Annotated in this window: 11 protein-coding genes and 2 riboswitches; of the genes, 8 read left to right on the top strand and 3 right to left on the bottom strand. The window is 47.3% G+C overall.

Features of this window, described 5'->3' with window-relative positions; translation table 11 throughout:
- Positions 1-44: 44 nt before the first annotated feature.
- Positions 45-149, bottom strand: a riboswitch (glycine riboswitch).
- Between the two features lie 27 nt (positions 150-176).
- A riboswitch (glycine riboswitch) is annotated at positions 177-303 on the bottom strand.
- A gap of 857 nt (positions 304-1,160) precedes the next feature.
- Together PGW97_RS09015 and PGW97_RS09010 are read left to right on the top strand one after the other, a co-directional pair.
- Entirely contained in the window at positions 1,161-1,874 is a 714-nt protein-coding gene (locus tag PGW97_RS09015; RefSeq protein ID WP_242551861.1) for a response regulator transcription factor, read from the top strand.
- A gap of 253 nt (positions 1,875-2,127) precedes the next feature.
- Positions 2,128-2,895: a transporter substrate-binding domain-containing protein gene (locus PGW97_RS09010; RefSeq protein WP_242551879.1), complete on the top strand. Its 768-nt coding sequence runs from the start codon at positions 2,128-2,130 to the stop codon at positions 2,893-2,895.
- A 225-nt stretch (positions 2,896-3,120) separates the two neighbouring features.
- On the opposite strand, the gene PGW97_RS09005 is transcribed toward PGW97_RS09010, so the two are convergent.
- On the bottom strand, positions 3,121-4,656 hold the full coding sequence (locus PGW97_RS09005) for a Na+/H+ antiporter NhaC family protein (protein WP_273857130.1): 1,536 nt from the start codon (positions 4,654-4,656) through the stop codon (positions 3,121-3,123).
- A 511-nt stretch (positions 4,657-5,167) separates the two neighbouring features.
- On the opposite strand from PGW97_RS09005, the gene PGW97_RS09000 reads away from it, so the two are divergent.
- The 6 genes from PGW97_RS09000 (at position 5,168) to PGW97_RS08975 (ending at position 10,021) form a co-directional block, all read left to right on the top strand.
- On the top strand, positions 5,168-5,941 hold the full coding sequence (locus PGW97_RS09000; protein WP_273857129.1) for a PhzF family phenazine biosynthesis protein: 774 nt from the start codon (positions 5,168-5,170) through the stop codon (positions 5,939-5,941).
- 92 nt (positions 5,942-6,033) lie between these two features.
- Complete coding sequence (locus PGW97_RS08995; protein WP_273857128.1) at positions 6,034-6,528, top strand: GNAT family N-acetyltransferase; 495 nt, start codon at positions 6,034-6,036, stop codon at positions 6,526-6,528.
- A gap of 146 nt (positions 6,529-6,674) precedes the next feature.
- Entirely contained in the window at positions 6,675-7,454 is a 780-nt protein-coding gene (locus tag PGW97_RS08990; protein WP_217391418.1) for a carbon-nitrogen hydrolase family protein, read from the top strand.
- 474 nt (positions 7,455-7,928) lie between these two features.
- On the top strand, positions 7,929-8,552 hold the full coding sequence (locus PGW97_RS08985; RefSeq protein ID WP_273857127.1) for an HAD family hydrolase: 624 nt from the start codon (positions 7,929-7,931) through the stop codon (positions 8,550-8,552).
- Positions 8,553-9,114: 562 nt separating this feature from the next.
- Entirely contained in the window at positions 9,115-9,492 is a 378-nt protein-coding gene (locus PGW97_RS08980) for a hypothetical protein (RefSeq protein WP_242551862.1), read from the top strand.
- Between the two features lie 199 nt (positions 9,493-9,691).
- Positions 9,692-10,021, top strand: a complete 330-nt coding sequence (locus PGW97_RS08975; RefSeq protein WP_053061824.1) for a hypothetical protein — start codon at positions 9,692-9,694, stop codon at positions 10,019-10,021.
- Positions 10,022-10,183: 162 nt separating this feature from the next.
- Here PGW97_RS08975 and PGW97_RS08970 read toward each other — a convergent pair whose 3' ends face one another.
- On the bottom strand, positions 10,184-10,870 hold the full coding sequence (locus tag PGW97_RS08970; protein WP_047885361.1) for a response regulator: 687 nt from the start codon (positions 10,868-10,870) through the stop codon (positions 10,184-10,186).
- Positions 10,867-12,474: an ATP-binding protein gene (locus PGW97_RS08965; RefSeq protein WP_047885362.1), complete on the bottom strand. Its 1,608-nt coding sequence runs from the start codon at positions 12,472-12,474 to the stop codon at positions 10,867-10,869. The genes PGW97_RS08970 and PGW97_RS08965 overlap by 4 nt, the downstream gene beginning before the upstream one ends.
- Positions 12,475-12,617 lie beyond the last annotated feature (143 nt).

The raw sequence follows: 12,617 nt of genomic DNA, 5'->3' as shown, positions 1-12,617 counted from the left end.
TAAGGTGACAGAACAATGCGAAAAATCGACTCTGTGCTGCTGATCTTATCTCCTCTGTCCTTTTGCCTGAGAGTTTCACCTTCAGCAGTGTTTGCATCAGGTTTGCTCCTTCGGCGTCCGATTTAACGGATCTCTCCAGAGGCTCCTCCAACAACAGTCCATACCTTGCTACTCGCTCAGGGCGATCAGTAAGGTGCCTGAAAGATTTACAACCAGAGTTCATCGGGACGACAAACGGCATAGTTGCTTACTTCTTCGGCGGGCTTACACGTTTAGTGCTTGCCACTCTCCTGCTGTCTTCATAGGAACACGAAATTTGCGGATTCATACTAATGGATAAAAATGGGATTGTCTTCAAAAAAATACGGCTAAAAAGGGCTTTTTTAGATTGAAATAGAGTCCTTGTGTGGTAAGTGACAATCTATCGGCTGTTTTTTGCACAATTCATGGCAGGGTGAGCGTTTCAATCGTGGTTCTCGAACTGGCGGCGTTGTATGGAGAGCAATAAGGCATCTGGTCTCCCGAGGTCATTTCTCAACGCTCTGCTAAGGCGTGTTGAGGGCGGATTGAGTGGATATTGAGGGAGTATTGATGTCATGTCGGGGCGTTAGTGCGAAGGTAATATACCAATCAAAGGTACTGCTCGCGTAAAAAACAAGCTCACAAAAAGTTCAATGTGGGTGACAGTGTCACCTTTTGGGTTTTATCTTATGCTCAACCAGTTGCGCAGATGTGTAGCATGAGATGGTCTTAATCTTGCAAATATGTCTTCGTTGCTTGTTTTTCGCGGCGTACACGAGACCTGGAAGTCAGGAATAATATTTAATAACAACCACTTTCTTCTGATGTTTATAGATTATTTTGAAATATAAATGTCATGTGATTAGAGAAAAATGACATAGAAAAAGAGAGGATTTATCAAGGAAAGCGGAAATAACTGACTGAACTCAGGGCAATAGCAGAACATCCTTCACGCATAGCCTTAAAGATGCAACAACTCTGTCATCTGGCATTATTGGTTTTTTTAGACGTTAATTATCCATAGGTGGTCACTTTTTTGACGGCTATAAAAATATAACAAAGTGACTTTCATCATTTACGACATGGAGAGTTTTGATGCATGCGCAATTGTATGTACACATAGATCAAGAATAAGGTAAATGCTCGTGATATGGGTTAGTTGTAGTCATTACGATAAAGTGGCAGAGGCCAAAGAAAACCTCAAATTGTCACATGACGTGGTTGATGTATCTCCCTTTGAGCTATTGTCGACGATGACAGGCCAGGAGCTGATTTTTCTGGAAGTAATCGACTCGACATCCAACGGCTTTGAGCTGCTTCGATCTGTCAAAAGTCGGTTCCCACAAGCGAAGGTTGTGGTGGTGTATCATTCACTTGATGCTGACCTTGCCCTCAATGTGTTGCGTGCGGGTGGCGAAGATGTACTGGCAGCCAGTGCCAGCAAACAGGAGATAGATGCCTGCTTCAGTCGCTTGCATACGCACAATGTGAAACCTGAACCTGTTCAGGGATTTGAGCAACGGGAACTGTCCATTCGCCCGGCACTGAAAATTATCGAAGAGAACATCAGTGCGCCGTTAAGGGAGGAAGATCTGGCCAATGCTTGTCATTATTCTCCAACCTATTTTTCCCGGTTGTTTCACAGTGTAATGGGAGTCACTCTAAAACAGTACATTATTAAAAAGCGACTGGATCTGGCGTGTGGATTATTAAGTTCAGACCGAGAAAAGATCTCTCAAATAGCACATTCTGCCGGTTTTAAAGATGTTTCATATTTCTCTCGCGTCTTTAAAAAACACATGGGTTGCTCCCCTGGTGAGTTCAGAATGAGAAAGCTTAATCTGAATGCATAATATCAACTGACCTGACATATCCCGATTATTGCTATGGCAGTCCGCAAGTCGGACTGCTTTTTTCTTTCTTATCAGTGGTTCGTTAGAGTATGTTCGGACTTATGTCGAAGGGCTGAACCATAATTAAGACATCCTCCCTGTAGAGCAAAAAGTTACCAGACGAAGCGCAAATTACTGCTATCTTTAACTTTATCCTTGGTTGTAATCAGAGGGTGGTATGAGAGTAAGGTCTGTCCGATTGTTGATCAGCGCAATGCTTGTGATGTTTTCATTGGCGTCAGTCTCTGCTTTCGCAGCGTCAAGTCGGCTGACCGAAATCATAGATCGTGGTGTGTTGCGGGTTGGCACAACCGGCGACTGGAACCCGATGACGATGCGTGATCCTGCCACAAATTTCTACCGAGGGTTTGATATCGACATCACCACTGAGCTGGCAAAAGATTTGGGGGTGACGGTTGAATACGTGCCAACTACCTGGAAAACACTGGTTCACGGTGTGGTGACAGAAAAATATGACATGACAGGAAGTGCTTCACTCAATATGCATCGTGCCAGAGTGGCAGGCTATAGTGATACCTACTTTTATCTGGCGTTTGTTCCGGTGATCCAAAAAACCAACACCCCTCGTTTTCGTCAATGGCAAGACTTTAATTCCTCGTCAGTGATCGTGACGTCTCAGGCCGGTACGGTACAGCAAAATATTGTGAAAGATCTGCTGCCCAATGCCAGGCAGCACAGCGTCGATGGTCCTTCTGACATGCATCAGTTTCTGCTGGAAAATAAAACGACCGCCATTATTACCTCTAACATCGAAGCGGCGACATTGGTCAGCCAATATCCACAGCTGGCGATAGCACGTGTGGATGGAATGCGGCGTCCGACACCTATCGCCATGTTATTGCCCCGGGATGATCAGGCGTGGATCAATTTCGTCAACCATTGGATTGAGTTGAAAAAAACACAGGGATTTTTTGACCGGATTGCGCAAAAGTGGGGGCTGGTAAAACTGGATGTGAAATAAGTACGACTCACTGTATTCATTGATATCTGGTTGGCGATTTTACGTGGTTGAGGTTAAAACGCCTTTCGCATCACTTCGTATGAAAGTCATCGCCACGAATTAACGTGGCGATTATTTGTTGAAGGAAGAGCGTTAACAAGCTCAGATCACTGTCTTGACCTCTTTATCTTTCTGAACTCCAGCCTCTAGCACTCTCGTTTGCTGAACCATAGTTGCACGAGTTAGCTAGGCGTTATCACTCCTCAGTTCCGACTGGGTAGTGGATTGCGATAATTCGGTATTATGTTGATGCCATTTGGCCAGTACATAGACGAAAACTAGCTGGCTGATTAATGCGATGCCAAGCACTAACGGATTTGCAAACACCCCGGCGACGATGAAACAGGCAAGGGCAATACCACCATTGAGCAATGCGTACGGCAACTGAGTTTTAAAGTGCTCAAACTGATCACACCCGGAACCGGTCGAGGACAAGATTGTGGTTTCAGAAATCGGCGAGCAATGGTCACCAAATAACCCACCTGACAACACCGCGCCAATGCAGGCAAATAAAGGTGCATCAATCGCCACTGCGGTAGGAATAACCAGAGGCATCATGATAGCGAAGGTGCCCCATGACGATCCGGTCGCGAAAGAGATAATCGCAGACAGCAGGAAGGCAACAGCAGGCACCAGCCAGTACGGAAATCCGGCCTGAGCCTGTTCGGCAATGTAGGCGGCCGCGCCCAGTTCTTTGCCAATGCTGCTTAATGTCCAGGCCAGAATCAGCACGACAGCTACCTGCATCATATTGCTCATGCCTTTCAGGTACACGCTGATACCGTCCTGCCATTTACGCACTCCGTAATACGCCATCAGGATAATCACAGTCATTGCCGCAAAGAAATAGGCACTGGATAGTGCGGCACGGAAAACAGACCCCGAGACTTTCTGGAAGGGAAACCCCAGAGGAACCAGCATAATGAGCAGTACTGATGCCATGACAATCAGTGGTGCGAACACAAAAGAGGCTTTTGCATTTTTATGCGTAAAGGGTTTCAGGGTTTCCGTACTTGCTCCGGTTTGAATACCGGCTTTGGCATTGGCTTCAGCCACGGCCATCGGGCCGAAATCGAGTTTTTTAATCGCAACCAGAGGAACAATGCCAATAGCCAGAAACGCGTAAAACTGAAAGGGAATAGCCTGAATAAAGGCATCCCAGTCGGTCACTTCCAACTGCAAGGCCGTGAACTCTTTTTGCAGCAGACCCATGATGTAAACCCCCCAACCGATGAAAGGGATCAGAATAGCCACCGGAGAAGCGGTCGAGTCGATAATGAATGCCAGCTTCTGACGAGAAAGAGACAGCTTATCAAACAGCGGACGAAAGACCGGGCCGACAATCAGTGGCGTACCAAGGTCAGAAAAGAAGATGAAAATGCCGCCGAGCCAGGATGAAATCTGTGCCCGGCACTTTGTGCTGACCCAGTGCGTCACTTTCTTGGCAAATGCGTATCCGCCGCCAGATTGTTCCATCAGCGCAACAAATCCCCCGATAAAGACAAGCAGTACAATGACCCCAGCGTTATAGCTGTCAGTGAGTTGAGGCACCAGATGGCCTTTCACCATGACACCGAAGTTATCCAGCAGTGAAAAACCATTCAGCATCACCACGCCACTGAATACACCACCAAACAGGCCAATAACAACGTTTCGTGTACTCAAAGAGAGAGTGAGAGTAATGATGATGGGTATGAGTGAGCTAAATTCTGGTTGCGCCATAAAACCTTCCTGTCTGTCGCGGGCTTGTTCGGGGGAATAAACATATCAATAAAGTGAATATAAATTTAAAAAATCTGAATGTATACCCTGAGTGAGAAATTTTTTAACAAAAAAGTTCCAGGGGGCAGCAGATAGCAACCCAAAGACCATAGTGAACAGCATAAAGTCATAAATGATTTGTTTGTTTTTTATACATCTTGATGTGCTGAGGTATCTGTCTGCCAAGAGAGCGCTAAACGGCTCAAGTGAACAACGATGAAAAAGGCATGAGAAACGAGAGATAAAAACAGAGAGTGATATTGTTGGTTATATGCTTGATTTATATTCACTTCCTATGTGATAACAGAACACAAGGGCTTACGAACTACGGTTGTGAATCTGCTAAATAGAAAGTGGATAACTTGAGAAAATTAAGAGACATAGAGAGAAAACGAGGTAAGTAATCATTAAGGGATTTATTTATGATGTCTTTTGCGGTGAAAACGCATCAGGCAACCCGTGTGGTGTCGTGATGTTAGACTCATGGTTGGATGATGCGGTATTACTTCAAATTGCCACTCGGCTTGCTCAACCGGTTACCGCTTTTGTCATTGCGGACGATTTTGACGCAGTGAATGGTAGCGCAAATGCAATGGATGAGGTCGGGATTAATTCAGAAGCAGAAGCAGATTCCGGCGCGTACCTGATTCGTTGGTTTTCACAGACTGGAGAGATCAACTTATGCGGCCATGGCAGCCTGGGAGCGGGAGCCGCGATTGCGGAACATTGGGGGGACAACGTTGCCCAGTTGCGAAGTAAATATGGCAACCTGACCGTAGCGAGATTTGATCAACGCTATCAGATTGAGCTACCGGCCTGGCAAGCACAATATGTCGAACTGGCTGAGCTGTCGGTCAATCTGGATGCCTCACCGCAAGAGGTGTTCACAACCAGAGATCTGGTGGTGGTGGTGAACAGCGAAGAAGACGTTGTGAATTTTGTGCCCGACTATTCAAGCCTGGCTGACATTGACCCTTACCACGCATTTATCGTGACGGCACAGGGTGCCCCTGATGAATATGTATTACGCTACTTTGCCCCTAAAATTGGCATACCGGAAGATATCGCAACAGGTTCGGCGCACTGTTCACTGGCCCCATACTGGTTTGACAGGCTCAAAGCAGACACCTTAAATGTTCGCCAGGTATCCAGCGGCGGCGGCGCTTTCCGGGTCACGAAATCAGGTTCAGAATCTGTTTTATTGTCATCCTTCGTCAAAAAGCGGGCTGAAATCGATCTGTTTTAACGGCGAACGTTTCGTATCGTTTGTGCAGTTGTGCAGTTGTGCAGTAGAGACGCCGCCACGTTACAAAAACATGACTCAGTAAGGACACAAGAATGATCCACACACCTCGACTATTGCTGCGACAGTTTGAAAGGCCGGATCAACCGATCATGACTGCTTTATTGGGAGATGCAGAGTTTATGGCATATTCGCCGTCGGGTGCGATGACAACAGCACAGGCCGAGTTGCGTTTTGAGCAATTGTTGAATGCCTACACGTTACACGGCACAGGCAAACTGGCGGTGATCGAAAAATCGACAGGCCAATTAATTAGCTACTGTGGACTTGAGGCATTTGAATACCAAGGGGAACCGTGTGTCGAACTGGGGTATCGGCTGGCAAGGTCAGCCAGAGGGAATGGCTACGCCACGGAAGCCTCTCAGGTCGTGCTTGAATCTGCCAAAAAAGCTGGTTATTTCCGCATACTTGCGTTAACCGAACACGATAATGTGCGCTCAAAACACATACTCGCGAGGCTGGGTTTTGTTGCCAGAGAAACCGGAATTTTTGACGGTATGCAGGTTCAGTTTTTTGAAAAACGGTGGTAGCAATCACAGGGCATTACTGATAGTGAGTAAACGCGGTGCAGTTTGATACTGGCGTCTGTTTACTTGTGGGTGCGCATTATTCGGGCACCGCTTTTTCGTTAAGTTGTTTATTCATAACAGTTTTGTTGCAGTGAAAAAGTAAAAACATGAAATCACAAGGAAGAGATTCAGTGAAAATAGGTATTGTCCAAATGCCAATGCAGTGGACGACAGAAGAAAATAGCGCAACGATTTGTCAGTACATAGCGCAGCACGAAGATCTGGATTATCTGGTTTTCCCTGAACTGAGCTTGAGTGGTTTCCATCGGAATATTATCGCTCAGTCTGATAAATATACCGTTGATAACGCCATCAATTTAGTTGCTCAGGCGTGCCGAAAGTATCAGGTAAACGCCTTTATCGGTGCACCGGTCACGGTCGAGTCAGCCATATACAACAGTTATCTGGCCATATCCGCAGAAGGAAAATGCCTGACCCGTTGGGACAAAGTTGGATTGACGCCCAGTGAAGCACGCATTTTCTCTGCGGGGACAGCGAGGAATATCATCAAACTGGGTTCATCATACGTCACATCATTTATGTGCCGGGAAGCTGACGATCATGAGTGGTTTATATCTACTGTCGGTCATGCGCCGTTGAACTTTATCCTTTGGCCATCTTACATCTGCCATGGTGACGGCGAAGGGAGCGATGATGGTTCTAGCCAAAGCGGCTATTTTGCTGGCGCTTCATCCATTGCGAGGAACTTACAGAGCGTGGTTATTCAATGCAACTGGCCGTGCTCGGTAAACGATGCGGGTATAAAAGGCATGGGAGGTAGCCGCATCTACGGTTCTGATGGTGAAACCTTATATACCATGCCTCGTGATGAGGTTGCTGTCGGTGTTTTTGACCTCAATGAGAAAACTTTTGCAGTTCGTGTTTAACGGCTGGCTTTTCATCAATCCAATAATAGCAAGCCGATTCATTCCGCATCTGAAAACGTGATGGGGAAGGCCGGTTAGAGAAGCTCAGTTAATGGAGCCCATTTAAAGAAGGTCAGTTAAGGCTGGCCAGACAAAAGATTGGGCCACTTTGCAATATAAGTGAAACAAGGCAGAGATACAGTGAAGCCCGGCCCCAAGGGCACACAAGACGAGAGTAAGAAAAGGTCACGAATGAAAAGGTGTTAAGGAAGGGGGGATGGAGGGAGCAAGCAAGGGTTGCTTTTCAAGCTGCCAAGCGCCTCTTCTCTGGAAAACCTGGACAGTAACTGTTAGAACATTACAAGGCGTTGATAGTACATCGCCTGACCCCTGACGTTATTTTCCCGATGACAGAGCATCGGAAAACGACTTGTGATTTTGTTTAAAAATGACAGTGACATAAAGAGAGACGGCTTATAAAAAACAAGGAGCACTATGGATTTATCACGCTATAAAGGCATTATTTTTGATATGGACGGCACGCTCATTGACTCCATGCCTGCCCACCTCGAAGCATGGGAAAAAACCTGTGCAATTCATGAAATTCCATTCGACAGAGAGTGGTTTTATAGCCTTGGCGGGATGCCGACGCTACGCACGGCTCAAGAAATTAACCGCCGTTTCCGGCAGCATTTCGATGTTGAACGACTGGCCAAAACCAAATCCACCTTTTTCGCAGAACTGGATGAGCAAGGCGATTTGATTCCGGCGACACACCGAGTTTTGCTGGATCACAAAGACAGCAAGAAAATCGCGGTAGGGACGGGATGTGCAATGATGAATGCCGAGCCATTACTTCGTCAAACAGGGATTCTGCCGTTGCTGGATGCCTTAGTGACATCTGACGATGTTGTGAACTATAAACCGGAGCCGGATACTTTCCTGGAAGCTGCCAAGCGTATCGGTTTGGAGCCACATGAGTGTGTGGTCTTTGAAGATACAGCATTAGGACAATCCGCTGCGTTGGCGGCTGGGATGGACTGTTACTTGGTCGTCGACGGCAAAATCACAACGCTGACCCGAGCGAAACCACGAGCTGAGCTGGTTGGAAGTCTGTAAGAAACGATGTCTATTTCTATGGTTTGCTTTTTGACTGAGTCATTCATGCCGCTCTCTGGCTATAAATAGACATAAGGCGCCAATACGGAGATTCACGAAGCACTCAGGCATAAAACGAATTACACATAGTAATATAAAGGGTATTCTTAATGCTCGTCGGAATACCCTGATAGCCATGAACAATTACAATCGACCCCATACAAACAGCAAAGGCCGCTATAACGGTTCGCGCAGCACCAGCACGGACAGCACCTGTTCTAATCGCTCCTGTACCAATAGCAGCGACATGCCTGCCGCGAAAATTTCAGGCTCTGACACTGATACGCCATGCACTGATATTTCACAGACTGCTTCTTCAAGTGCAGATTCTTTAAGTACAGATGCTTCGATTACAGGCACTTCAAGTTCAAATTCTTCCTATAGAGAACCTGCGCGTACAAAACCATTGACCACAAGGGCTTCACTTGCAAGCTCTTCGCCCACAACATCTTCGTCCACAACATCAGAAATGGAACCGTCAGCATCGTACGGCTTATCTGAAGCCCGATTCTGGATTCAGAGGTTGAGTAAAACCGCAGTACGCGCTCTGCATATTCTGGGCGTTGCGGGGAGTGCAGGTGGGATCCTGTACGGGCTTGAAAAAGCAGTCTGGATACACTGGTGGATCATGGCGATGGTGACTGGGATCCTGTTGATCACCTTTGAATTGATGCAATCCCGATTATGGCTGATTCAGCTGAAAGGCGTGCTCACTCTGGTGAAGCTTGGGTTACTGTCATGCTTCTTTATTCTCCCCGAGGAAAAAGCGGCGCTTTATGTCGTTGTGATTCTGATGTCCGTCATCGTCGCGCATGGTCCGGCCGGACTGCGGCATTATTCGATCTGGCACCGGCGTCGGATTGATGAACCCAAAGGCAGAAAAAAATCGATGCACGGTTAGTCAGAAAAATTAACCGTCTTGCCTGTGTTCACTGTCACTACTTGTATTTTCAGTTCCGCCCTTGTTCATAGCTACCCACGTGAAGCGCCTTGCTGTTGACAGGTACTTGGTTGGTGACTGGGACAAAATTTCATCACTTTTTTGTGGTGACGCTACACTGATAAGTAGGTGTACTGCGTACGAAAACAGGAGAGTAGCTGTGAAAAAACTGCTGAGTATGCTTTTTTTGCCGCTGGTGGTAACGGGGTGTTCGCAATCTATCGATGAGCGTGCGGATCACTACGTCGAGGTCAGTTATACCTTGTGCGGTGCCAAGGTACGTTCTTATTCGCAGGGCGACGACGGTAAAATCCGAATTGTTTGCGACAACAACAGCTATTTTTCAGTAAAAGATGAAGACACGCTGGCTTATATGCATGAGCTGAATGGGGCGTATTGTCAGGGTAAAGGCTTTTCCAATTTTCATGAGAGAAGTCGGTATTTTACCTTTACCTGTGAAGATGACAAAAATTTCAATGTCCCTAAATAGACAGTGATTCTGTCCATAAAGAGTCTCAAGACAAAGTGTAAATACTTGTTCGGATGAGAGCAGGAGACAAACACATCTCCTGCTCGGATGACGGGATGAGGTTGGTTCAGGGGCTGCTCTCGATTAGCTCCATTCCAAGTTTAATCTGTTTTTACGCTGTCTCTAAAGCCCTTGCACTAACTGATAACGGCGTTGCGGGCGGCCACCGGTTTTATAGTTCAGCACCAAGCGGATCATCCCTTCGGTTTCCAGATATTCCAGATAACGTCGGGCCGTGATTCGGCTGACATTCATACGCTGGCCAATGTCTTCGGCTGAAAAATCATCCATTTGTTCGTTACGCAAAATCGCTTTCAGGTTGGCCAGGGTCGTGGCATCAATGCCTTTGGGAGTCTGACGGATGGGGGCTGCCGGACATTTCCGGAGTAACTGGTCAATGTCCGTCTGATCAAGCGTGGTGGCCGCTGTCAGTTTTTCTCTGTACCGGAGAAAATCCTCCAGCGCTTGATTGACCCGGGAAATTCGAATTGGTTTGACCAGATAATCCATTACGCCGAGCTGCACGGCCTTTTCGATGGTGGCGATTTCTCGCTCGGCGGTGGTCATAATGAAATGGCAACTGGCCTGACGTTCGCGCAGCAGTCGTACTACTTCTAATCCGTTGCCGTCCGGCAGGGTGATGTCGACAAAAATCAACTCAGGACGGTACATCTCAAACTGCCGCACGGCGTCGGCATAGCTTTCACTGGCGGCAATTACAGTAAACTGTGGATGCTGATTGATAGTTGACTCCAGGGTATAACTGGCGCGGAGGTCATCCTCAATCAGCATGACGGTAATTTTTGTCATTGTATGTTCTTATCCAGATAAACGCTAAACAGGGTAGTGTGATGTTCGGTCCGCTCCCAATCGATACTACCGTGAAAATACTCTACAAGTTGACTGACCAGATAGAGGCCGACGCCATTTTGTTGTTCATCGTCCTTGCTGCTGATCCCAAACTCCAGAATGTGGTCATGGATGTTTTCCGGCACACCGGCACCGCTATCCTGTACCTCCATAATGATGTGCTGGCTCCGGTCACTCAGATACAACTGAACGGTCGCCGGCTGCTGATCGCGGTTCTGCCAGGCGGCCAGCAGGGCATTATCGATCAGGTTCCCTAAGATAGTGACAAACTTATCTGACAGCGCTTTTTCGTAGCTGTTCAGGCTACTGTCTTCATCCAGACTGAAAGTTACCCCGAGATCTTTCGCTTTATTAAATTTTGCCAGTAACAGTCCGGCGACTGCACTATCTTGCACCGTAGTGACGATACTGCGGATGATTGACTGGTAGCTGTCGGTTTCCTGCTGGATAAACTCTACCGCTTCGTCATGGTGGCCAATTTGTAGCATGCCGGACAGAACATTGAGCTTATTGGAATACTCATGCGTTTTGCTACGTAACAACTCGGTATAGTTCTTCAGATAAGTCACCTCACTGGCCAGTTCACGTTGTTCCAGATTGGCGAAGAACACGATCACATGGCCCTGAGTACCTTTTGTTGTCGTGATAGGGTAGATATCGGCGTGATAGGCGTGTTTGCCCATATTGAATGTGTCTTTTACGCATGTTGCTTCGGCCGATGTCTGTTGGCTGCACAGCACCAGATGGCTGAGTGATGCGGAATACTGGGACAGGGGTTTGCCGATAAAATCTTCGCGGCCAAAAATGCCCATAGACAGCATTTTACTGGCACTGTGGTTGACGGTGGTGATGCGCATGTCAGTATCCACGGCAATGATCGCGTCGCGGATACTGTTCAGGATCATTTCGTGCTCACGGAACTTATTGACGATAACCTCTGGTTCGTAGTCAAGAAATGTCCGCTTCATTTTAAACACGAAGGTGGCGGTTAGGCTGATGCCAATCAGGTACACAAGCGTAATCAGGCTGCCCAACTGGCCAAACTGCTCCAGCAGAATGCTGATACTGCGGTCATACAGGTAGCCAATGCTGACCACGCCAATCACTTTCCCGTCCGCCACAATCGGCGTGAAGTTACGTATAGCTTTACCCAGGGTGCCACTGGCGATACTGGTATGGTCGATGCCTTCAGTTAAGGCCGGGGTAATATCCTCACCGCGAAAAGGCAGTCCTATTTTACTGGGATCAGGGTGAGTCAGACGCAGGGCGTGATTATCTGTAACAACGATAAATGAGGCGTCAGTTTTACTGCGAATCGATTCAATATAAGTTTGGAGGGCGAAAGGCTGCTGGTGATTTTTGGCCTGTACAGCCTCAATCACCACGGGATCGTGCGCGAGTACCCGTGCCAGTTCCAGACCGCGATCCTGAATACCCGCGATATGCGCATTCTGCAGCAAGTAGAAAATGACCGTTGTCACCACGACGACAATGGTGGAGGTGGTAGCGACAGTAGAAAGGGCAAGGTAGCTCTTCAGTTTCATGATGTTGTTATCCGGAAGCAGCGTTTCGCGTTAAGCCAGCCAGTATAACGTGTTCTTTATCAGGAAGGGTACGGCTTAACCTGAATCCGCATTTAATCGGCGGTATTTGGAACAAGCCTATATTGGCAATAAAATGCCGGGCA

Source organism: Photobacterium sp. GSS17 (assembly GCF_028621875.1).
GTDB classification, from domain to species: domain Bacteria; phylum Pseudomonadota; class Gammaproteobacteria; order Enterobacterales; family Vibrionaceae; genus Photobacterium; species Photobacterium ganghwense.
Note: the sequence above shows the minus strand (reverse complement) of the source record. Positions and strands in the feature narration are given on the sequence as shown.